Source organism: Paenibacillus sp. FSL H8-0332 (genome assembly GCF_037963835.1).
In the GTDB taxonomy this organism is placed as follows: Bacteria; Bacillota; Bacilli; order Paenibacillales; family Paenibacillaceae; genus Paenibacillus_AQ; species Paenibacillus_AQ rhizoplanae.
This window is the reverse complement of sequence record NZ_CP150145.1, coordinates 5,530,811-5,553,078: the sequence shown is the minus strand read 5'-3', so window position 1 is coordinate 5,553,078 and position 22,268 is coordinate 5,530,811. Positions and strand designations below refer to the sequence as shown.

13 protein-coding genes, 7 tRNA genes and 2 rRNA genes are annotated in these 22,268 nt (G+C 53.7%); 18 read left to right on the top strand and 4 right to left on the bottom strand.

The window, feature by feature from the left end:
• The first annotated feature begins 266 nt into the window (after nucleotides 1–266).
• From NST43_RS23950 to NST43_RS23910, 9 genes are all read left to right on the top strand, one after another.
• Nucleotides 267–3,195: ribosomal RNA gene (locus NST43_RS23950) — 23S ribosomal RNA — on the top strand.
• 138 nt (nucleotides 3,196–3,333) lie between these two features.
• A 5S ribosomal RNA gene (gene rrf / locus NST43_RS23945) occupies nucleotides 3,334–3,450 on the top strand.
• Between the two features lie 346 nt (nucleotides 3,451–3,796).
• A tRNA-Glu gene (locus tag NST43_RS23940) sits at nucleotides 3,797–3,871 on the top strand.
• A 74-nt stretch (nucleotides 3,872–3,945) separates the two neighbouring features.
• Nucleotides 3,946–4,021 (top strand) — tRNA-Val (locus NST43_RS23935).
• Between the two features lie 40 nt (nucleotides 4,022–4,061).
• Nucleotides 4,062–4,135: transfer RNA gene (locus NST43_RS23930), tRNA-Met, on the top strand.
• Between the two features lie 5 nt (nucleotides 4,136–4,140).
• A tRNA-Asp gene (locus tag NST43_RS23925) sits at nucleotides 4,141–4,218 on the top strand.
• Nucleotides 4,219–4,250: 32 nt separating this feature from the next.
• Nucleotides 4,251–4,325: transfer RNA gene (locus NST43_RS23920), tRNA-Gly, on the top strand.
• A 6-nt stretch (nucleotides 4,326–4,331) separates the two neighbouring features.
• Nucleotides 4,332–4,408: transfer RNA gene (locus tag NST43_RS23915), tRNA-Arg, on the top strand.
• A 78-nt stretch (nucleotides 4,409–4,486) separates the two neighbouring features.
• Nucleotides 4,487–4,565, top strand: a tRNA-Leu gene (locus NST43_RS23910).
• A 57-nt stretch (nucleotides 4,566–4,622) separates the two neighbouring features.
• Here NST43_RS23910 and NST43_RS23905 read toward each other — a convergent pair.
• The gene (locus NST43_RS23905) at nucleotides 4,623–5,570 is read right to left on the bottom strand and encodes an NAD(P)-dependent oxidoreductase (RefSeq protein WP_339219817.1); all 948 of its coding nucleotides are present in this window, start codon (nucleotides 5,568–5,570) and stop codon (nucleotides 4,623–4,625) included.
• Nucleotides 5,571–5,711: 141 nt separating this feature from the next.
• Here NST43_RS23905 and NST43_RS23900 point away from each other — a divergent pair, with 141 nt between their 5' ends.
• Entirely contained in the window at nucleotides 5,712–6,596 is an 885-nt protein-coding gene (locus NST43_RS23900) for a LysR family transcriptional regulator (protein WP_339219815.1), read from the top strand.
• A gap of 22 nt (nucleotides 6,597–6,618) precedes the next feature.
• Here the strand turns inward: NST43_RS23900 and NST43_RS23895 are convergent, their stop codons facing one another.
• Together NST43_RS23895 and NST43_RS23890 are read right to left on the bottom strand one after the other, a co-directional pair.
• Complete coding sequence (locus tag NST43_RS23895) at nucleotides 6,619–7,041, bottom strand: VOC family protein (protein ID WP_209994237.1); 423 nt, start codon at nucleotides 7,039–7,041, stop codon at nucleotides 6,619–6,621.
• Nucleotides 7,042–7,106: 65 nt separating this feature from the next.
• Nucleotides 7,107–9,098: an alpha-amylase family protein gene (locus NST43_RS23890; protein WP_339219813.1), complete on the bottom strand. Its 1,992-nt coding sequence runs from the start codon at nucleotides 9,096–9,098 to the stop codon at nucleotides 7,107–7,109.
• Between the two features lie 131 nt (nucleotides 9,099–9,229).
• On the opposite strand from NST43_RS23890, the gene NST43_RS23885 reads away from it, so the two are divergent.
• Nucleotides 9,230–10,135: an AraC family transcriptional regulator gene (locus NST43_RS23885; RefSeq protein ID WP_339219812.1), complete on the top strand. Its 906-nt coding sequence runs from the start codon at nucleotides 9,230–9,232 to the stop codon at nucleotides 10,133–10,135.
• A gap of 19 nt (nucleotides 10,136–10,154) precedes the next feature.
• Here NST43_RS23885 and NST43_RS23880 read toward each other — a convergent pair whose 3' ends face one another.
• Entirely contained in the window at nucleotides 10,155–11,021 is an 867-nt protein-coding gene (locus NST43_RS23880) for an AraC family transcriptional regulator (protein WP_339219811.1), read from the bottom strand.
• A gap of 133 nt (nucleotides 11,022–11,154) precedes the next feature.
• Here NST43_RS23880 and NST43_RS23875 point away from each other — a divergent pair, with 133 nt between their 5' ends.
• The 7 genes from NST43_RS23875 to NST43_RS23845 all read left to right on the top strand — a co-directional run bounded on the left by NST43_RS23875 (nucleotide 11,155) and on the right by NST43_RS23845 (nucleotide 21,987).
• Complete coding sequence (locus NST43_RS23875) at nucleotides 11,155–11,883, top strand: GDSL-type esterase/lipase family protein (protein ID WP_339219810.1); 729 nt, start codon at nucleotides 11,155–11,157, stop codon at nucleotides 11,881–11,883.
• Nucleotides 11,884–11,977: 94 nt separating this feature from the next.
• Nucleotides 11,978–14,287, top strand: coding sequence for an AraC family transcriptional regulator (locus NST43_RS23870; RefSeq protein ID WP_339219808.1), 2,310 nt, complete (start codon nucleotides 11,978–11,980; stop codon nucleotides 14,285–14,287).
• Between the two features lie 248 nt (nucleotides 14,288–14,535).
• Entirely contained in the window at nucleotides 14,536–15,459 is a 924-nt protein-coding gene (locus NST43_RS23865) for an ABC transporter permease subunit (RefSeq protein ID WP_339219806.1), read from the top strand.
• Nucleotides 15,460–15,474: 15 nt separating this feature from the next.
• Nucleotides 15,475–16,359, top strand: a complete 885-nt coding sequence (locus NST43_RS23860) for a carbohydrate ABC transporter permease (protein ID WP_339219804.1) — start codon at nucleotides 15,475–15,477, stop codon at nucleotides 16,357–16,359.
• A gap of 38 nt (nucleotides 16,360–16,397) precedes the next feature.
• Nucleotides 16,398–17,945 (top strand): ABC transporter substrate-binding protein, encoded by a 1,548-nt coding sequence (locus NST43_RS23855; protein WP_339219802.1) that lies wholly within the window; start codon nucleotides 16,398–16,400, stop codon nucleotides 17,943–17,945.
• A 37-nt stretch (nucleotides 17,946–17,982) separates the two neighbouring features.
• Nucleotides 17,983–21,747 carry an Ig-like domain-containing protein gene (locus NST43_RS23850; RefSeq protein WP_339219800.1) on the top strand — a complete coding sequence of 1,255 codons (3,765 nt, stop codon included), beginning with the start codon at nucleotides 17,983–17,985 and terminating at the stop codon, nucleotides 21,745–21,747.
• A 54-nt stretch (nucleotides 21,748–21,801) separates the two neighbouring features.
• A complete protein-coding gene (locus NST43_RS23845; RefSeq protein WP_339219798.1) occupies nucleotides 21,802–21,987 on the top strand; it encodes a hypothetical protein in 186 nt (61 codons plus the stop codon).
• The last annotated feature ends 281 nt before the right edge of the window (nucleotides 21,988–22,268 follow it).

The following is a 22,268-nucleotide window of genomic DNA, read 5'->3' as shown; positions in this document are numbered from 1 at the left end:
TGGAGAATCGTTTCCTGCAACGGAAACATTCAAATCGGAAGCTAAAGCTTCCACAATAGAACCCTTGGGTTCGAATACTCACTCGTTGGTCAGTTTTGAGAGTTTAAGCTCTCATCTTTAACTTTGATCCTTGAAAACTGGATACCGAAATGAATTTGCGTTTTAGAACATTCCTTTAAGCTGAACTTGTGTAAACAAGTTTCAATATTTTAGTGATGCTAAGCGAAGGTTTTCGATTGTGCAAACAAGCGAAACGCCGGAGCATTGGTTAAGCTACTAAGAGCACACGGAGGATGCCTAGGCGCCAGGAGCCGACGAAGGACGTGGCGAACAACGAAACTGCCTCGGGGAGCTGTAAGCAAGCTTTGATCCGGGGGTGTCCGAATGGGGAAACCCAGCTGTGGTAATTCGCAGTTACTCATTTCTGAATACATAGGAAATGCAGAGGCAGACCAGGGGAACTGAAACATCTAAGTACCCTGAGGAAGAGAAAACAATAGTGATTCCGTCAGTAGCGGCGAGCGAACGCGGAACAGCCTAAACCAAGGGGCTTGCCTCTTGGGGTTGTGGGACGTCTCACATGGAGTTACAAAGGAAGATGGTAGGCGAAGAGGTCTGGAAAGGCCCGCGATAGAGGTAAAAGCCCTGTAGCCTAAACTGTGTTCTCTCCGAGACGGATCCCGAGTAGTGCGGGGCACGTGAAACCCCGTATGAATCCAGCAGGACCATCTGCTAAGGCTAAATACTACCTGGCGACCGATAGTGAAACAGTACCGTGAGGGAAAGGTGAAAAGCACCCCGGAAGGGGAGTGAAATAGAACCTGAAACCGTGTGCTTACAAAAAGTCAGAGCCCTTTCTATGGGTGATGGCGTGCCTTTTGTAGAATGAACCGGCGAGTTACGTTTAACATGCAAGGTTAAGGTGAGAAGCCGGAGCCGCAGCGAAAGCGAGTCTGAATAGGGCGAATGAGTATGTGGACGTAGACCCGAAACCGTGTGATCTACCCCTGTCCAGGGTGAAGGTGCGGTAACACGCACTGGAGGCCCGAACCCACGCATGTTGAAAAATGCGGGGATGAGGTGGGGGTAGCGGAGAAATTCCAATCGAACTCGGAGATAGCTGGTTCTCCCCGAAATAGCTTTAGGGCTAGCCTCGGTGAATGGAGTCGTGGAGGTAGAGCACTGATTGGGTGCGGGGCCCGCAAGGGTTACCAAGCTCAGTCAAACTCCGAATGCCATGTACTTCTTGCCGGGAGTCAGACAGTGAGTGCTAAGATCCATTGTCAAAAGGGAAACAGCCCAGACCATCAGCTAAGGTCCCCAAGTGTGTGTTAAGTGGGAAAGGATGTGGAGTTGCACAGACAACCAGGATGTTGGCTTAGAAGCAGCCACCATTGAAAGAGTGCGTAATAGCTCACTGGTCGAGTGACTCTGCGCCGAAAATGTAACGGGGCTAAACACACCACCGAAGCTATGGCTAGATGCTTTGCATCTGGGGTAGGGGAGCGTTGTATGTAGGTTGAAGGTGTACCGTAAGGAGCGCTGGACAGCATACAAGTGAGAATGCCGGTATGAGTAACGAAAAGATCAGTGAGAATCTGATCCGCCGAAAGCCCAAGGTTTCCTGAGGAAGGCTCGTCCGCTCAGGGTAAGTCGGGACCTAAGGCGAGGCCGAAAGGCGTAGTCGAAGGACAACAGTTTGAAATTACTGTACCACCGTAATCCGCTATGAGCGATGGGGTGACGCAGGAGGGTAGTGACGCGGACTGATGGATATGTCCGTCTAAGCAGTGAGGCTGGTGTGTAGGCAAATCCGCACACTACTAAGGCCAGGCTGTGATGGGGAGCGAAAATTACAGTAGCGAAGGTCATGATCTCACACTGCCAAGAAAAGCCTCTAGCCAGGAGAAGGTGCCCGTACCGCAAACCGACACAGGTAGGCGAGAAGAGAATTCTAAGGCGCGCGGAAGAACTCTCGTTAAGGAACTCGGCAAAATGACCTCGTAACTTCGGGAGAAGAGGTGCCTCGGTAGGGTGAATAGCCCGAGGGGGCCGCAGTGAAAAGGCCCAAGCGACTGTTTAGCAAAAACACAGGTCTGTGCGAAGCCGTAAGGCGAAGTATACGGGCTGACGCCTGCCCGGTGCTGGAAGGTTAAGGGGAGTGGTTAGGGGTAACCCGAAGCTGTGAACCGAAGCCCCAGTAAACGGCGGCCGTAACTATAACGGTCCTAAGGTAGCGAAATTCCTTGTCAGGTAAATTCTGACCCGCACGAATGGCGTAACGACTTGGGCGCTGTCTCAACGAGAGATCCGGTGAAATTTTAATACCTGTGAAGATGCAGGTTACCCGCGACAAGACGGAAAGACCCCATGGAGCTTTACTGCAGCTTGATATTGAATTTGGGTACGATCTGTACAGGATAGGTGGGAGCCGTTGAGGCAGGAGCGCAAGCTTCTGCGGAGGCGCCGTTGGGATACCACCCTGATCGTATCTAGGTTCTAACCTAGTGCCCTTACCGGGTACGGGGACCGTGTCAGGCGGGCAGTTTGACTGGGGCGGTCGCCTCCTAAAGAGTAACGGAGGCGTTCAAAGGTTCCCTCAGAATGGTTGGAAATCATTCGCAGAGTGCAAAGGCATAAGGGAGCTTGACTGCGAGACCTACAAGTCGAGCAGGGACGAAAGTCGGACTTAGTGATCCGGTGGTACCGCATGGAAGGGCCATCGCTCAACGGATAAAAGCTACCCTGGGGATAACAGGCTTATCTCCCCCAAGAGTCCACATCGACGGGGAGGTTTGGCACCTCGATGTCGGCTCATCGCATCCTGGGGCTGAAGTAGGTCCCAAGGGTTGGGCTGTTCGCCCATTAAAGCGGTACGCGAGCTGGGTTCAGAACGTCGTGAGACAGTTCGGTCCCTATCTGTCGTGGGCGCAGGAAATTTGAGAGGAGCTGTCCTTAGTACGAGAGGACCGGGATGGACGTACCGCTGGTGCATCAGTTGTTCCGCCAGGAGCATGGCTGAGTAGCTACGTACGGACGGGATAAGCGCTGAAAGCATCTAAGCGTGAAGCCCCCCTCAAGATGAGATTTCCCAGTATGTAAGACCCCTTGAAGACGACGAGGTAGATAGGTTGGAGGTGGAAGTGCAGCAATGCATGGAGCTGACCAATACTAATCGGTCGAGGGCTTATCCAAATTTCTAACACGCAGATTCATTTCGGATTCAGTTTTCAGGAATCAAATTCCTGAAAGATTTTAAGCTGCATGTCCTTTCTGAGGATTGATATTTTGCGGGAGTGATCTCACGGATGTCAACGCAGCGCAAAAATCATGTTTGGTGGCGATAGCGGAGGGGTTCCACACGTACCCATCCCGAACACGACCGTTAAGCCCTCCAGCGCCGATGGTACTTGGACCGAAGGGTCCTGGGAGAGTAGGACGTTGCCAAGCACTTAAGACCACTGTTGATTATCAACGGTGGTTTTTTGTTGTGCTATTGCTGATGTATTTCATAGAGATCGTGGGCAGACTGAGAAGTGAAAGAAGAGATGTCCGTCATTTCACCTTGTCTGCTTCCTCTGAGACCCTACACAGGAGACTGGGGAGCCGTGGTGAAGGCAGGACTCCTGGGCCGCCCAACAGATAGAGAGATGTCTTAGAGGGCTTAAGAGCGAGCTCTTCGCGTTTGATGTAGATACTGAACATATAATAGAATATTTCTATTTCTATTTCTATTGTATTATTCTATTTTATTTGATATAATACCTTTTGTTGTCGAAAGATTGTTCGTTCATCTGGCTCGTTGGTCAAGGGGTTAAGACACCTCCCTTTCACGGAGGTAACATGGGTTCGAATCCCATACGAGTCACCAACTTTTTTGTTTGATAAATTAATGGTTGTACATCTCGTAAAAATGTGTTATGATCATTAAGTTGCTTCTTCGATGGAGGCTTAGCTCAGCTGGGAGAGCATCTGCCTTACAAGCAGAGGGTCGGGGGTTCGAACCCCTCAGCCTCCACCATGCAGACTTTGCAAGCCAGAAGAGAATATTTTATAACTGACGCGGGGTGGAGCAGCCCGGTAGCTCGTCGGGCTCATAACCCGAAGGCCGCAGGTTCAAATCCTGCCCCCGCAATATTTGGAACCGTGGTGTAGTTGGCCTAACATGCCTGCCTGTCACGCAGGAGATCGCGGGTTCGAATCCCGTCGGTTCCGCCATTTTTATCAAAGCATTTGAATACATACCGTGTGCGGACGTGGCTCAGCGGTAGAGCATCGCCTTGCCAAGGCGAGGGTCGCGGGTTCGATTCCCGTCGTCCGCTCCATATTTTGCGCCCTTAGCTCAGCTGGATAGAGCGTTTGACTACGAATCAAAAGGCCGGGAGTTCGAATCTCTCAGGGCGCACCATTTTTAACTTCATAACATACTTTAATTGCTTCTCTATCTAAAATTTAATTATCCTTAGCGGATATATACGTATAATATGCCGGCGTGGCGGAATGGCAGACGCGCTCGACTCAAAATCGAGTGGGAAACCGTGGAGGTTCGAGTCCTCTCGCCGGTACTAAAAAAAGGCTTATGACATTGTACAATGTCATAAGCCTTTTTTATTGCACCGTAACTATAATAACTGATTGAGCCTGCTCACAGGCGCTTTCCCGTTTTGTACACGTTTTATATTATCTATAAAGAAATCGTATCTTTTTTTGTGGAATTTCCGGCCATCGGGCATTCCGGCGGTATGGGGAGTAAGGATCACATTACTCAGAGTGCGGAGCTCACTGTCTATAGGAAGCGGTTCGGATTCATACACATCCAGGCAGGCGCCGGAAAGTTCCCCAGTTTTTAAGGCATCTATCAAGTCTCTTTCGTTGACAATCCCCCCGCGGGCTGTATTGATAAAAAGGGCGGTATTCTTCATTTTTTTGAACACTTCTTGGTTGATCAGGTGCTCGGTCTGCTCAGTCAAGGGTACATGTACACTGACTATATCCGATGTACTTAGAAGAGTATCGAGATCCGTCATTGTCACCAAATCGTCAGCCTGTACCACTGTCTTTCTCGCAGAAGCCAGCACAGTCATATCAAAAACCCTGCAAAACGCAGCTACTTTTTTTCCGATAGCACCGAGCCCGATAATCCCAATGGTTTTGCCCTCTAATTCACTCCCTGTATACTCTAAGTCATGTTCATCCATCCTGGATTTCATGAAATGATCAAGAAACGGTATGTTTTTATAATAGGACAGCATTAGTGCCATTACGTGTTCGGCCACGGCATGTGCATTCACTCCTGCTGCATTGGCCACCCAAATGCCGAGCTGTGTACAGGCAGGGATATCGACATTATCATAACCTGCACCGGTCTGTACCAATTTTAATTTTTGGGCGGTAGCAAGCAGGCTAGGGTCCACTTTGATATGCTCAGGGATGAGGACCTGGCAATCTTCAATATGATGCAGCATTTCTTGTCCGGGCGGGACAATGACAACATTCCAGTTTTGCGGAAAATACCTTGTAATCTTTGATTGTGCGGTCTCGTTAAAATGACCAACGATGAGAATCTTCATGGTTAAACCACCTTTTCATAACCTGGACTATTTGACCCCTTGTCTGTGTTAATGATAATTTTAGACATAACGAATAATGTTGTAAAACGCAAATATTTTGAGAACTATATTAATATTTTCTATATATTGAGGTGGTATTCGATGTATTTTCCTGGGATTGAAGCGTTTCTAGCTATCGTACGGACGGGGAGTATCAGTAAAGCGGCCGAACTGCTGCACCTGTCACAAGCTACGGTAAGCTACCGGTTAAAGACGTTGGAGCAGGAAATGGGCGGCCTGTTGGTTGAGCGAAGAAAGGGGGCACCCAAAATCAGTCTGACTCCAAACGGGGAGAACCTTTTCAGCATTGCGGAAAGATGGGAGGCGCTCTGGAGGGAGACACAAATCTTAAAGGCTAACGGTTCGCAGTTAAGTCTGGCCATAAGCGCTGCGGAAAGTATAAGCCACTTTGTCTTGCCTCCGGTATATAGAATGCTAAATCAGCATACCCCGTCCATCCGGCTGCAGATTCGTACGCAGCATACTCAGGAGGCTTTTGATAGTATTGAGCGGCGTGAGATGGATGTGGCGTTTGTGGTACGGGAAATCGTATCGCCTAGCGTTACTGTTCAACCGTTTTTTACTGAAGAAATGGTGCTGTTGCGCTTGGCTGCACCAGGGCGGCAGGCTGGAGATACAGTAGAAATGGAAGAATTGGCGGCAGAGCATGAAGTCTTCGTCAATTGGAATCGGGAGTTTCAATTCAGACATGACCAGTGGTGGGACCCGCTGTGCCCGTCCCGTGTGCATCTGGACACAGCGGGACTCATTACTACTTTTTTGACGGATGCCAGACAATGGACGATCGTTCCTGCTTCAATTGGCGCACATATGATGGGGATGGGAGAATTTGTTCTGCAGAAGCTGGCGGTGTCAGTGCCCCCAAGAATAGGCTATAAGGTCACTCATAAGTTTCCAAACCAGGCATTACACGAGCCCCTTCGGATTCTGGATAACTATCTGCAAGATAGATTTGGACTCCAGTGAGTTGGCCTGTTGTGCTGTACAATCATTGTACCCGCTTGGAAATCGGGTGGTCCGCGTTCATCTGCAGCAGGTCCCACAGGTTGCCGTACAGATCCTTGAATACCGCAACGATTCCGTACGCTTCCTCTTTGGGTTCTCTGACGAATTCAATCCCTCTGGAGACCATTTCATGATAATCTCTCCAGAAGTTATCGGTGTTCAGAAAAAGAAATACCCGTCCGCCTGCCTGATTGCCGATAAAGGACTCTTGTTCAGGCTTCGACGCCCGGGCCAGCAGAAGGGTAGTGCCTGCTGATCCGGGAGGGGAGACTACGACCCATCTTTTATCCTGCTCGGGCTGATAGAGATCTTCAACTAATGTGAAATTCAGCTTGTTTGTATAAAATTCTATGGCTTCATCATAATCCTTAACGACTAGAGCAATGTGCACAATGGACTGAAGCATCCCGGTCATCCTCTCATTCTAGGCAATGGTATAGCTCTTATTATTCTACTATAAATGGACCTAATCTACACCAGCTCAATTACCGCCATCTGATGATTCTCCAGGTAGGGAATCGTGTAAGTAATCTCGCCATCCTGGCTGAGTGTGAACGGCAATTCTGTCATGTAAGGAGCCAGATAAACCCGGTGGACGGGGCCGGGAGACGGGAGCCGCAGGCTGACGGTAATATCATGGAGCGGCACGAGGTCCTCGATGACTTCAATCCGGCCCTTCAGGGCAGGTGCAGCATGGAGCAGATGATTGACATAACGCTGCTCTGCCTGCTGATACTGCAGGGTCGTTATGCCGCGGGCCGGCAGATTGGTGCGCAGGGAAGGAAGGGGGAGCAGGCGAGACAGTGCATGCAGCACCAACTCCTTCAAGATAAGAGAGCCGGCTTCGGCGTACTCGCTGAATACCTTCCAGGCGATATAGATTCCGCTGCTGCTCTCGGTCATTCCCGGACCATTGTTCTCCATCGCGCCCGGCGTGTGCTGGTGGGAACAGAAGGTGAAGACGTCACGGTTAAAATAAGGGTTCTCCAGGTGTCCGAGTGCCTCTCCTTGTCCTTCCTGCAATTCGATTAGCTGACCTTCGCCGTACATGACAAAGGAAGCAGGCAATAACGCACCGGGTGTGAAATAGGGCTTGAAATACGCGGGCTGGTACGGGTTCTCTCCAAGCCAGGTGATTCCCATGTTCAGGGCAAATGCATTCCCGGCCAGGTTCAATCCCGAGCATCCGGTAACCAGCAACTTGCCGCCGCCAGCCGTGAAGCTCTCTATGGCATCGGCCAGCTCAGGCCATACAGATACCTCATCCGGGAGAATCAGCACCTTGTACGCGCTAAAATCGCTGAATGTATCTACGATATCATACAGGTAATGCCCTTCGGTCAGCATCCGCACCACTCCGGCGTCAGCCAGATTACGCTCTCCTCTGCGTGCTTGCCCGCCGGGACAGGCCTCCCGTGCCGCTTCCAGCGATAAGACGGCAATATCGGCCACAGCAGTGACCCCGCTGCACCATTCCTCCTTCGCCTTGACCTCGCTGTAGGCAGTGCCGATCAGGGCGTAAGTTGCCTCATCCATCAGGCCGGAGGGATGGAGCTGATCACCGATGGAGCATCTGGCACCGTGGGCCAGGCTAAGCGCAGTCTCGAAGCGCAGCGCGTTCGGATGCTTATAGCCGCCGAACTCTCCCCAGGAGGTATGGAATTTGCCGGTCATGCCGAGGAATTCCATGCCCAGCGTCTGGGCGTAGCGTGCGGACAGCGGGAAATGATCATATCCCCAGCCTCCGGTGGGCAGGGACTCCAGCTCCAGATGGCTGTTGACCTGCACGAGGTCGCGGCGTCCCCGCTGCTGATGGCCGTTGTTATGGTAGACCGGAAGACCGGGCTTCACGGCATCAATGGTCTCCCGCACACGGTGGGCATAATTCAGGTAAGTCTGCTCACCGAGGGCGATGACGGCAGCTTCATCCCGGGGGTCCTGACCTGCGGCCCGCAGAGCGGTGACGCAATATTGGCAACGGCATTTACGGCAACCAACGATGTCCAGGAAGATGCCGTCAGCATCGTAGCGGGAAGCAGCCTCATGAATCTGGGCCAGCAGGATGTCCAGATAAGGCGTGTTCATACAGAACTCGTGGTAACCCGGAGTCATGAAATCCTTCACCCACCGGGTCCGGTCCTCGTCGTCGCGGATTAGCCACTCCGGATGGCGGCGGGCCAGCTTCTCGTCCAGACCTGCTGACAGATACACCGGTGTGCGGACTCCGATCTCATGAGCAGCCTCAATCATTTCGCCCAGCAGGTCGAAGGTGAGCTGGGGGTGCATCTCATTGGCTTCACTGGGATGATAGGCCCAGCCGTGATGACATTTGGAGAATACGGTGATAGAGTCTACATGCCCTGTGCGCAGCATGGACTGAAACTGGGCTTTGGAGAATTCACGGCCAATGCCGGGAATGGCTTCTGAAGTATGGAAATCAAGGTGAACCTGACGAAAACGCATGGATACACAGCCCCTTATGGAATAGAATGAAAAGCGAATTCCCAGTCAATGTACCTCTTTATTGCCGCAGCAGCCAGTGATAATATAGACCTTAAATAGCACAAAACCGACTTAAGAGAGGAGGTGATATCATGCTGTGCCTGGAATTTGCCATTCCGCCGCTGCCGCAGTTCGTCACGGTGGGACATGCCGTCTGGTCGGCGGGGGACCGGCATTTCGCCCGCACGTTCGGGGTATATGATCTGCTGCTGGTCAAGCGGGGAACGCTCTATATGACAGAAGAAGGCAAGGAGTATGCAGTGGGTCCGGGAATGCTGCTGGTGCTGGAGGCGGGACGGCCACATGACGGCTACCGGGCCTGCGAGGAGGATACGGAGATCTTCTGGGTCCACTTCATCCATGAATCTAAGCCGGCCTATATCCGGCACGGGGATATTCCCTGGTCTTCCCTGCTGTCCAAGGGAACGGTGGAGGACGAGGAGCCTGTCCGGCAGCGGCTGTACCTGCCGAAGTTCGCTGCGGTCGATGTAGAGAGGCTGGAGCCGATCTTGCGGGAGATGAACGAGATTCATAGCCGGCTCAGCGCAGGGAACGCGCTGCGGCTGCATCTGCTGCTGGCCGGGCTGCTGGCGGGACTGCAGGCGGAATGTGAACGGACGATCCAGCCGGAGCCGGCAGTCCGGCTGGCCCGGGCTGCCGCGGCCTATCTGGATGTTCATTGGAGGGAGCCGTTTCATCTGGCCCGGCTTGAGGAGGAGCTGCATTTCCAGGCGGATTATATTACGAGGTGCATGAAGCAGCATATCGGCACCACACCGCTGCAGTATGTGCTACATCTGCGTCTGGAGGAAGCGAAGAAGCTGCTGGGCGGTACGGTACTGAGTATCGCGGAAATTGCCGAACGGGTAGGCATTCAGGACCCCAATTATATGACCCGGCTGTTCAGCGCCAGATTCGGAGTGACCCCCGGAGCCTACCGGCAGCGGTTGCGCCAGCGGGATGAGGCTGCTGCCGTGACCGATCTGGGGGAGGGCTGAGCGCCCGCCCGGGCAGCGGTCAGGAGCCCAGCATCCGCTCGCGGTATTGGCTGGGACTACAGTTAAATACCTTGCGGAACTGGCGGGAGTAATAATTCTGGTCATGGAAGCCGCTGTCCATCGCCACCTGGGAGATGCTCAGGCCGGGGCTGCGCAGCAGTGTGCAGGAATAATCCAGCCGCTTGCGGATGACATAATCCATAGGGGTGGTGTGATAGTTGCGGGTGAATACTCTCAGGAACTGGCGGGTAGACATATAGGCCCGGTCAGCCATGGATTGCAGCGTGACCGGCTGCAGGAAATGCTCCTCGATATAGGTGACGGTCTCCCCGATCCGCAGCGCCTTGTTATCCTCATGGCCGCTGCTGTTCTGATAATAGCGGGAGAGCATGCCTACCAGAGCGGTGAAATAGGTACGGATCATCAGCCGGTAGCCTTCCGGCTGCCGGTCATGCTCCTCCAGAATATCATCGAGCAGCCGCGTAGCTTCCCTTAGCTGCCCGGCTTCAAGAGAGAGCATGCCCTTGAAGTACATCTCCTTCCGGTAGAACGGCTCAATATAGAACAGTGCCTGGAAGCCTGGCAGAAGTCTTAACTCGGACTGCTGAAGCAGCTGCTCCGGCTGGAACATCACATTGACGTATTCGATGCCGTCGACATTCTTGTAGCCGTGGGAAACGTTGCTGTGGATTAGAAAAACCTGGCCGGCGGTAACCGGATATTCCCTCCCCTCGATGATATGAACGGCATTTCCCGACAGAATAACGACAAGCTCCGAGAAATCATGGCTGTGGACGTAGTAATCGTGGGTCAGCGGGCATTTCTGGATTCTAAAGGTAAAACCCGGCTCAAGGCCGATATCCCGCGCTAGGATTTTGGTAGTCATGGCCATATTATGCTAAAGAAGGTCGGGATCGTCAAGGCGCAAAGGCGCGGGCGGCGCTACCATTAGGGTGGCGGTGTACCGGCCTGGCTGCGGCCAGGCAGTGAGACCTGCGCCAAGGTCAGGAGGGCAAAGAATGCGGAATATACTTAAGGATAGAGTTACACGGAATAACAGAAATCCCCGGATACTGTTCCTCGGGGACAGTATTACAGCTGACGGACAATATATCAGGTTGATCCAGGATTGGTTGAACATACACCGGCCGGAGTGGACCGCTGAGCTGATTCCAGCCGGAGTTCCCAGCGAGACGGTCTCGGGACTCAGCGAAGCGGCGCATCCCGGCCCGCGGCCGAGCGTCCATGAGCGGCTGGCCGGGGAACTGGCGGCAGCCGCTCCCGATGTGGCCGTAGCCTGTTATGGGATGAATGACGGAATCTATCATCCGTTCTCGGATAAGCGGTTCGCTGCCTATCAGGCGGGGATGCTGGCGCTCAGCACACAGATTCGTGATACCGGAGCAGGGGTAGTGCTCATGACACCGCCGCCGTTCGATGCCTTGTCCATGAACGGTCCACTGCAGCCGGCGGATGCGGCCGACTTCAGCTATCTGGCGCCGTATGAAGACTATGATCAGGTGCTGGAGCGTTATGCAGGCTGGCTGCTGTCCGGGGGGTGTCCGGCGGACGGAGTCATTGATCTGCGCACACCGCTGCTGGAGCATATCCGGCATGAGCGGTCGCTGAATGCCTCCTATAGATACGGCGACGGCATCCACCCGGATGCCCCGGGACATGAGGTGATTGCCCGGACCCTTCTCCAGGAGCTGCTTCGGTGCGAGCCGGATCAGCTGCCCGGTACGTAAGAATTCCCGAAGGCGGCTCACAGAACCACCGATTGACAAGCAATTTGGCGCGGGATTATAGTAAGGTCACCCTAAGAGCCGGGAGAGATCACCTATGAATGTACTTCAGACGATCCGTTCGCGGAAATATCTGCAACGGATCTTACTCAGCTTCATGCTTGTTGTCGCTATACTGGCTGTGGCCTCGCTGTTTGTGAACTCGGGTGCCCGCAGCAAGGTGCTTAGCCTGCAGAATGAAGCCGACCGCAAGCTGCTGACCCAGATCAATTACAATATCGAGAACATGAACGGGATCGTAAAAGATCTGGCGGTGTCCCTGTACAATGACGAGGAATTGCTGGCGCTGAAGTCCGGTGCGGATTACAGGCAGAGCATTCTCAAAATTGAACGGCTTAACCATACGGTCGCAGCGTCCCCGTATCTTCATGCGGCTGTATTCTATAACGGGGCCCAGCACCGCTTCTTCTCGTCGCTGAATCATGAGATTGATAATAATCTTCTGTACAGCTCCCTTCAGGGCTATATGGACTCCAGAGCAGACTTGCCGAAGCTACAGCTTATTCCGCTGGACCTGGACGGAAAGGGCGAGGGCATTGATGTCTTTGCGTTCTTCCTGTATGACGGGGAGACCCTGGGTTCAATCAATGACAATGTGCTAATTCTGACGGTGAAGCCGGGCTGGATGCTGGACAACATGAAAGCGCTTAACCAGGTAGCCGAGCGGCAAAGTGATGTTCTATTCGTGACCGATACCGACGGTGAGGTACTCATCTCCACCGGCGGGCAGCTGCCTGAGGATCTCAACCTCAAGGGGGAGCTGCTGCCGCGGATCAGTGAATCGGGCAGGCCGCTGGATTCCTTCAACTATAAGCATGACGACACGAAGTATAAGGTTACTTATCTGAGCAAAGCCCTGAACAACTGGCAGATTGTCAGCATGCAGGATTATGATGTGGTGCTGGGCAGCGTCCGGCAGATGAAATGGACGGAGATCGCGGTCACACTGTCCGTAGTTCTGCTCGCCGTCCTGCTGTCCGTGTTCTTTGCGATACGTCTGTATAAGCCGGTAGGCCAACTGCTGACACTGGTTCCGCAGGATGTCCGCGGGGCGCCGCAGGCCAAGGATGAGCTGTCGCTGATTGCGGCCAACCTCACCGAGATGATCAGTAAGCTCAAGGGCCTTGAGCTGGAGCGGGCCTCGCAGTCCAATGTTGCCAAGCTCTATCAGCTCCGCAGCCTGATCGGCGCAAGCCACAGCCTGGATGAGCAGGCCTTCATGCAGCTCAGGGAGCAGCACAGCATTGACATCGCCTATCCGTCCCCGCTCCGTCTGGCGCTCGTTCAGATCGACAATCTGCAGGGGCTTGCGGCAGAGCCGGGACTGCCGATGGAATCCCTGCTGTATTTCGCCATAGCCAACATCGGCCAGGAGGTACTGCGCCTGGAAGGGTCCTGTGAAGCCGCAGATATGAAGAGCGGCCATCTGGTCTTCGTTGCCGGGAACACGGAGGAGGAGCTGGCGAAGCTGGAGGAGCGCTTCAGGGAGCTTCAGCAGAAGATTGCCCGTTATTATCATATTACTTTTACCGTTACACTAAGCGAAGTGTTAAGCGATTACCGCCTCATTACCCGGCATTACAATCTGGCTATACGCCACTCCAACTACCGGATGATCTTCGGCAAGGGAGCGGTTATGGAGCCTGGGCTGCTCCGGGAGAATGAGCAGAATGAAGCGCTGCGTATCCCGCAGGAGCTGGAACGGCAGCTGACGGACGGGCTGAAGGGCGGAGATCTGGCAGAGACGGAGCAGACGATCCGTAAATGGAGAGAGCTGCTCGGCGGCTTCAGCTACGAGAATATGTACTCTGCGGTGCTGCATCTTGCTGTGACCTTAAACCAGACGCTTGGCGAGATGAACAGCCGTAACGTGAACCCGGTCTCGGTCAACCTTCAGGCGATTAACCGGCGGATTCTGGAAAAGGAAACACTGGATGAGATCGAGACTGTCCTTCTGGAGGTGGTGCGTGAAGTCGCGGAGCAGCGCCGGAGCGGGCGGGAAGACAAGAACCGGCTGCTGGCGGAAACGGTGAAGGAAATTATTGATAAGCATTATGCTGATCCCGATCTCAATGTGCAGCGGATCGCCGATATGCTCAAGATGAGCTCCGTGTACCTGGGGCAGGTGTTCAAGGCGCAGGAAGGGACGACTGTGGTCGACCAGATCAATGCCGCCCGGCTGTCCTGTGCCAGAGAGTATCTGGAGCAGAAGGACCTGACTGTGACTGAGATTATGGAGAAGGTCGGATTCGGGAATGAGAGCTATTTCTACCGCCTGTTCAAACGCCGCTACGGTACTACGCCGAAGGAGTACCGTCTGAAATCGGCTATTGACCGCAGCAAATAACCCCCTTCTCTTCATACGCCAACCACAAGTCCGCTGAATGAGCGCTGCTCATTTAGCGGGCTTTTTGCGCCGCACCTGAGTTCTGCGCCCGCCGGAACAGGAATCTGGCAACAATACAGCCCGCCGTTACAGCATTCTTGCAATTGTACAGTAACGCTACAGCCGGATTCTGCGCTATGTTAGTCGTGCAAAGCCTGGGACACAGGCAAACAGCTGCAGCTAAGGAAGGAAAGGAAGGGGCTTTGGTTATGTTGAATAAGATCGGAAGAGAGCTGCATCATTTCAAGAACAACCGGGAGCTGTTTCTGCTCTCACTGCCGGGACTGTTGTACAAATTGATTTTTGCCTACATTCCCATGATCGGCCTGATTATCGCCTTCAAGAATTACCGGTATGATCTCGGTATCTTCGGCAGTAAGTGGGTGGGACTGGATAATTTCCGTTATTTATTCACTACGGATACGGCATGGCGGATTACCCGGAATACGGTTCTATATAATACCGCCTACATTGTGGCAGGTACCTCGGCCGCACTGCTGCTGGCGATTCTAATGAATGAAATCAAGGCGAAATGGAGCAAGTTCTACCAGACAGCCTTGTTTCTGCCACATTTCCTTTCATGGGTACTTGTGGGTTATGTGGCCTATGCTTTCCTGAACCATTCGGATGGTTTTATCAACCGCACGCTGGAATCCTTCGGGCTGAATCCGGTGAGCTGGTACCAGGATGCCGGGCCGTGGCCGGTCATTCTTATTCTGGTTCAATTATGGAAGGTCGTGGGCTTCAATACGCTGATTTATTTTGCCGGGATTATTGGCATTAACAGTGAATATTACGAGGCGGCGCGGATCGACGGGGCAACCAAGCGGCAGATGGCGTTCAAAATCACGATCCCGCTGATGGCTCCGATCATCATTATTATGCTGATTCTGTCCATCGGCAATATGTTCCGCGGAGATTTCGGCCTGCATTATTTCATCCCGAATAACTCCGGTTTCCTGTACGGCTCTACGGATATCATTGATACCTATGTATACCGTGCGCTGCGTGAAGTCGGCAATGTAAGCATGTCTGCGGCTACAGGCTTTTACCAGTCGGTTGTAGGTCTGGTGCTGGTGCTGACGGCTAACGGAATTGTGCGCAAGGTCGATCCCGATAATTCCCTGTGGTAAGGAGGTGCCCTGAGCGTGGGCAAGAAATTCGAATTTTCCAAGCTGTTCATTAATCTGCTGTTTACGGTGTTGTCGCTGGTGGTGATTCTGCCATTCCTGCTGGTCATTGCAGTCTCGCTGACGGATGAGAAGTCGCTGACCGCAAACGGGTATCAGTTCATCCCTGAGTCCTTCAGTATGGATGCCTACCGGTATCTGCTGGACGCTCCTGACATTCTGCTCCGGGCCTATGGCGTGACCTTCACGATAACCATCCTCGGCGCGCTGACCGGGCTGCTGCTGACCGCGATGACCGCATACGTCATTTCAAGGCAGGATTACCGGTATAACCGGGCGACGACCTTCTATGTATTTTTCACCATGCTGTTCAGCGGGGGGCTCGTTCCTTCCTACATTCTGATTACGCAATATCTGCATCTGAAGGACAGCCTGCTGGCGCTGATTCTGCCTATTCTGCTGTCGCCGTTCAACATCATGGTCATGAAGGGCTTCATGTCCAAGATTCCGCTGGAGATCATTGAATCGGCCAAAATCGACGGGGCGCGGGAATTCCGCATTTTCTTCCGGATCATCCTGCCGCTGTCCACTCCGGCGCTGGCGACGCTGGGCCTGCTGATCTCCTTCACCTACTGGAACGAATGGTTCAACGCGATGCTCTATATCGACGATCCGAACAAGGTGCCGCTGCAGCTTCTGTTGGTGCGGACGCTCAACAGCATCGAGTTTCTGACGACGAACTCTGAATTTACCGGACAGCTTGGGATTGATCTGAGCAGCTTCCCGAACAGCTCGGCGCGGATGGCGATTGCTGTACTGGCCGGCGGACCGATGCTGGTGATCTTCCCGTTTTTTCAGCGGTTTTTCGTCAAAGGACTTACGGTTGGCTCCCTAAAGGGTTAACATACAATTACATGTACTAAGTACAGGAGGTCACTTACATGAGAAAAAGGCTGGTTGGAGTATTGGCGTCCGTAATGCTGGTTGCATCTGTGCTGTCAGGCTGCGGTGGGAATAATAACGGCGGCACGAATGCCGGGACAGGCACGGAAGGAAGCGGGACGGATACCGCACAAAGTGCGGCTCCGGAATCTGGAAACGCAGGGGAGCTGAAGCCGGTTGAACTGACCTGGTATTATCCGTTGTCGCAGCTTCAGGCGGATCAGGCTAAGGTGCAGGAGGAAGTAAACAAGATTACGAAGGCGAAGATCAATGCCACCGTCAAGCTGATGCCTGTAGCGATCGGGGATTATGTGCAGAAGATGAACACGGTGCTTGCGGCAGGCGAGAAGTTCGATATTCTCTGGACCGGCTACATGCTGAAGCCTGAAGAGCTGGTGCGCAAGGGCGCCATCCAGCCGATGGATGCTCTGCTTGAGCAGTATGCGCCGGAGCTGAAGAAGGATGTGCCGCAGGTCATGTGGGACGGCCTCTCGGTGGACGGGGAGATATACGGCATCCCGAACCAGCAGATCAACGGCTCCCGGTATGGATTCATCATCCAGAAGCGCTTCGCTGACAAGTACAAACTTGACACCGCTTCCATCAAAAAAGTAGCCGATATCGAGCCATTCCTGGCCCAGATTAAGCAGAATGAGCCGGACATCATTCCGTTTGGCATATTCGGTACCTCCTTCATCAATCCCGAGGCTCATGACGACAAGTACTGGGTGGTTCCAGGTCTGGATGACCATTTCTATATTAAAACGGATGATCCCACTTATACATTACAGCGCTATCCCGAAGAAGAGCTGAACAATTTCCGGCTGGCCAGCAAATGGTATAAGGATGGCTATATTTACAAGGATGCCGCCACCGAAAAAGCGAATGATTACCTGGCGAAAGGCCAAATTGCCGTCGATTTCAACGTGACGCTGAAGCCGGGGGTTGAGGCTGAGGTGAAGGCCAAAAACGGCGGCAATGATGTGATCACCGTTCCGCTTAGCGACTGGTTCTCCAACGGCTATTCAGCCACCACCAACCAGTCCATCAGCCGTACTGCTCCTAATCCCGAACGCGCGATGATGTTCCTGAATCTGGTGAATACCGACAAGGAGCTGTACAATCTGCTCTGTAACGGCATTGCCGGTGAACATTATGATAAGGCCGATGGAGAGTACATCAAGGCCAAAGCAGATTCCCGTTACCTGCCGAATATGGACTGGGTGTTCGGGAGTGTGTTCAACTCTTATCTGAAGGAAGGACAGCCGGAGAATGTCTGGGAAGAGACCAAGAAGATCAATTCTGATTCCGAGGTCAATCCTGTCGGTGCCTTCAAATTCAATTCCGAGCCGGTGAATACCGAAATTGCCAACCTGAACGCCGTGTGGGGAGAATACAAACGGGGACTGGTTACCGGTACGCTTGATTTTGAAGAGACCTGGCCTACGCTGTACGGCAAGCTGAAGGAAGCGGGCGAGGAGAAATACGTGGCGGAAGTCACCAAGCAATTTGAACAATTCCTGAAGGATAAAGGTCTGAAGAAGTAAGCCCCTACATCCCACTTTGAAAGGAAGAGGAGCCTTGGTGAAAAAACGTTTGCTTGCGGCACTTGCAGCCAGTCTGCTGTTCACGCTCAACCCCGCTCCCCCAGTTGCACAAGCGGAGGGCGGTACGTCCGGGACAGCTTTTTATATCGCCAATAATGGAAGCGATTCCAATTCCGGGACCCTGACTGCCCCATTCCAGACGCTGGAGAAGGCGCGCGATGCGATCCGGACGCTAAAAACGGAGGACGGTCTGCCAGAGGGCGGCGTCACCGTGTATCTGCGTGAAGGCAGGTACGAACGGACCTCCAGCTTCGAGCTGCGCCAGCAGGACTCCGGCGAGGCCGGTAAGCCGGTTAAGTACACGGCTTATCCGGGGGAGTCGGTGACTCTGTCAGGCTCCCGTAAGCTGGCCAAATCCGCGTTCGTTCCGGTTACTGACCCGGCCATTCTCGGCCGGATTATCAGTACCGACGCGAGAACGAAAGTGCTCGCAGCCGATCTGGGGGCGCTTGGCATCACCGATTACGGCCAGCTCAGCCGCCATGGCTATTATCTGGCCAATGATCTGAGCGAGGTGCCGCCGATGGAGCTGTATGTGGCCGGACAGGGCATGACGCTGGCCCGCTGGCCCAATGAGAGCACCGTTCAGATGGATGAAATCCTTGATCCCGGTCCGACAAGGAAGGACCCGAACGGGGAGGTGCATACGCGCGGCGGCACCTTCACCTATACGTATGACCGGCCCCAGTACTGGACGCAGGCAGATGATATCTGGCTGGACGGGATCTTCGGCTACAGCTGGGAATGGTCGTACAACAAGATTGCATCCATTGACACGGCTGCTAAGAGCATCACCCTCCGCTACGGGGAAATGAGCGGCATCTTCAAGAACTGGTATCCGGACTTCCATTTCGCGCAGAATCTGCTGGAGGAAATGGATATGCCCGGAGAATATTATATTGACCGCCAGGCGGGGAAGCTGTATTTCCTGCCGAACGCCGAGTTTGCAGCGGATAACCCGGATATTGAAGTTACGATGCTGAAGAGTCCGATGATTAACGCGCTCAATGCTTCGTATATCGACTTCTCCGAGCTTATCCTTGAGAACGGCCGTGATTCGGCAGCCGTATTCATGGGCGGTAGTCATATGCGTATTCTGAACAGCGAGATCCGTAACTTCACCAACAGCGGCGTGCTGGTCAATACGCAGAGCCGGTTCTACTACAACAACTTTGAAGGGGCGCCGGGTACGGACCACGCCATTATCAGCACTCATATTCATCATATCGGCGGCACCGCCGTTACACTGACAGGCGGCAACAAAACGACGCTGGCGCCAGGGAACAATGTGGTGGAGAATTCCCATATTCACGATTTTGCCTACTATCACAAAGCCTACAATCCCGGAGTACTGCTGTCCGGCGTCGGTAACCGCATGTCGGACAATGAGCTGCATGATGCGCCCCATCCGGGCGTGCTGATCTTCGGCAATGATCATACCGTGGAGTATAACGAGATCTATGACGTATGCACTACCTTCTCGGATCTCGGCGCGATTTACATGAATGCCGGTGAGCAGCCCCATGAGCGGGGGACGGTCATCCGGCGCAATTACTTCCATAACATCGGCGAGAGCAAGGCCGGAGTGGAGGGCGTATATCCCGACAATTTCACGATGGGGTTGACTATCGACGAGAATATCTTTTACAAGATGGGCAATTCAGCTATTAAAAATAACGGCGGTGCACATATTCTGACCCGCAACAATATATTCATCGACAGCAAAATTCCTTATGATTATGCGGATATGTTCCTGGGCGATGAGCCGGATGATCAGGTGCCGCTCAACTACATGCCGAAATGGCAGGCGCTGTTCGCGGCGAACAATAATTTCACCGGAACCCCTTATCTGACCAAGTATCCGGAGCTGGCGGATTTCTTCACGGAGAACCGTTATTATCCGGACACGAATACCTTCCAGGGGAATGTCGTCTATAACCCGTCGGTTCCGCGGAGTGTGACGACCAATGTATACGGGGCATATGACAAGTTCGGACTGGTCCAGTACGCGGATAACTGGGTGACCACAGCAGATCCCGGCTTCACCAACCTGGCGGGAGGCGATCTGTCGCTGCGGCCGGATGCGGAGGTCTTCGATGTCATTCCCGGCTTCCCGGATATCCCGTTTGGCGATATCGGCATTGACGGCAAGGCGGGCACAACAGACGGTCCGGACAGCTATCCTGTTGAGGGAGTAGCCGTCTATGACAGTGAAATTACCGTGGACCGCTGGAAAACGGTGAAGCTGCGCACGGCGGTGCTTCCGTGGAACGCGGACCATCCCGCTCTGACCTTCACTTCGGCCGATCCCGGAGTTGCGGCTGTAGATAGCGGAGGTGTCGTTACCGGAAAGTCGGTTGGCACCACGGTTATTACGGTAGCCTCGGTGGAGAATCCGCTGCTGACCGCTGCGGTTACGGTGCACGTGGAGGCAGGGGACGGCGTGATGGACTTCACGGATTTCGAATCCGGCGCGAACGGCTGGCTGCAGGATGCGAACCGCAGCATTGAGAAGATTGGGTCGAACCGCTGGTACAAGATTCTGAACGGGGCCTCGTCGCTCAGTCCCAAGTCCTTCTCTGATTACGAGCTGAACTTCAAGCTGAAGACACCGGAGGTCATGGGGGATAATGCGACCTTCTACATCTTCGACCGTCAGGCCGGCAGCGGTTCCAGCCGGATCGGGTACAGGACACGGGCAGACGGAAGCTCTGCCTGGCTGCTGTACAATTCGGCCTGGACGGTGCTGAAGGAGGTTAAGCGGCCAGGGCATGATCTGCAGCCGAATACGGAATATGCGGTCAAGATGCTGGTGAAGGGCGGCGACATCAGCGTCTACCTGGATGGGGCGTTTCGTCTGAAGGGCAATGATCCGGGGCATAACGCGGCAGGGAAAGTCGGCTTCTACGTCAGCAATGTCAGCCAGATGCACTTCGATGACATTCAGTTCAAGGCGCTGACCCCTACGCTGGCCGGAATCATTCCGGCAGAGAGCACAGTGCGTATAGCCGCCGGGGAACAGCGGCAACTGGAGCTGGCCTTCGACCCTGTGGATACGCCGGATACAGGCGTCACCTGGCAGTCGGCTAACCCTGCGGTCGCTACGGTGGACAGTACGGGAGTGGTTCAAGCCGTATACGAGGGGCAGACCCTGATCTCTGCAGTGTCCACGGTGAATCCGCTCGTGAAGGCGGATATCACAGTCACCGTCTCGAATATTATGCATGAGACAGACTTCGAGAACGGAGGCAACGGCTGGCCGGTAGACCCGAACCGCAGCATTGCCGCAGATCCGGACGGCAACCGCCGCTACAAGCTCCTGAACGGTGCCAGCGGTCTGCTCGACCGCAGCTTCACGAACTATCAGCTGGACTTCAAGCTGAAGACGCCACCCGTGATGCCGGATAACGGTATCCTGTACATCTTCGACCGCCAGGACAGCGCCGGCTCCACCCGGATTGGCTACCGGACCCGGGCAGACGGATCTTCCGGCTGGATTCTGTATGATACCGCGTGGCAGAAGCTTACCGAGAGTGTGCTGCCGGGACATGACCTGCTGCCGGATACAGAATATGAGGTGAAGGTGACGGTGCAGGACGGAGATATTGCCGTATCTGTCAATGGTTCGCCAAGGCTCTCCGGCACTGATCCGGGCCACCGCCCGTCCGGCAAGGTCGGCTTCTACACCAGCGGCTTCGCTTATATGCTGTTCGACGATATTGTCTTCTCGGTCTTGCCGTAAGGGAGGGCGGGCGCTACTTGCGCAGAACCATAACGGGTGCGGTTAGAACAGACAATGGATACGGCAAAAGAGGCTGTACCAAAAGCAGATTTTCTATGGCGGAAGGCAGTTGTCATCATTCTTAATGCTACAAAAAGTGAGCAGAGCAGCGATTCTCCCGTTATTGGAGGATCGCTGCTCTGCTTTTTTGGTCATGGTTGGCTTTTTCGTCAGCCAGAAACTGAAGCACGGCGGTGGTAGCTGTCACGGCCGCCGCCGGGATAGGCAGCGTCAAAAATGGCGTTGTCCAGCCGATTGACGGCGGCATTCACGAGCACGAACGAGGTGACTTTCCGGGATATCTTCTTTCAGATCCATTGGCAAGCAAAGTGGGTCCATGGACTATTGAATGTACAGAAAACTCTCCTTTGAAAGGGTTGTGTGGTAACTCCATTTTACTAAAGGCCGGTTTCTCTTTGTGATTTTAGAAAAAGTTTTAAAAAACTTTTCCCGCTTAAACAGCGGAGAGGACGGAACGATTG

Excerpts from the sequence above, each read along its gene's own strand:
- NST43_RS23905 (WP_339219817.1), bottom strand. The coding sequence starts at position 5,570 with ATGAAGATTCTCATCGTTGGTCATTTTAACGAGACCGCACAATCAAAG.
- NST43_RS23900 (WP_339219815.1), top strand. The coding sequence starts at position 5,712 with ATGTATTTTCCTGGGATTGAAGCGTTTCTAGCTATCGTACGGACGGGG.
- NST43_RS23895 (WP_209994237.1), bottom strand. The coding sequence starts at position 7,041 with ATGCTTCAGTCCATTGTGCACATTGCTCTAGTCGTTAAGGATTATGAT.
- NST43_RS23890 (WP_339219813.1), bottom strand. The coding sequence starts at position 9,098 with ATGCGTTTTCGTCAGGTTCACCTTGATTTCCATACTTCAGAAGCCATT.
- NST43_RS23885 (WP_339219812.1), top strand. The coding sequence starts at position 9,230 with ATGCTGTGCCTGGAATTTGCCATTCCGCCGCTGCCGCAGTTCGTCACG.
- NST43_RS23880 (WP_339219811.1), bottom strand. The coding sequence starts at position 11,021 with ATGACTACCAAAATCCTAGCGCGGGATATCGGCCTTGAGCCGGGTTTT.
- NST43_RS23875 (WP_339219810.1), top strand. The coding sequence starts at position 11,155 with ATGCGGAATATACTTAAGGATAGAGTTACACGGAATAACAGAAATCCC.
- NST43_RS23870 (WP_339219808.1), top strand. The coding sequence starts at position 11,978 with ATGAATGTACTTCAGACGATCCGTTCGCGGAAATATCTGCAACGGATC.
- NST43_RS23865 (WP_339219806.1), top strand. The coding sequence starts at position 14,536 with ATGTTGAATAAGATCGGAAGAGAGCTGCATCATTTCAAGAACAACCGG.
- NST43_RS23855 (WP_339219802.1), top strand. The coding sequence starts at position 16,398 with ATGAGAAAAAGGCTGGTTGGAGTATTGGCGTCCGTAATGCTGGTTGCA.
- NST43_RS23845 (WP_339219798.1), top strand. The coding sequence starts at position 21,802 with ATGGATACGGCAAAAGAGGCTGTACCAAAAGCAGATTTTCTATGGCGG.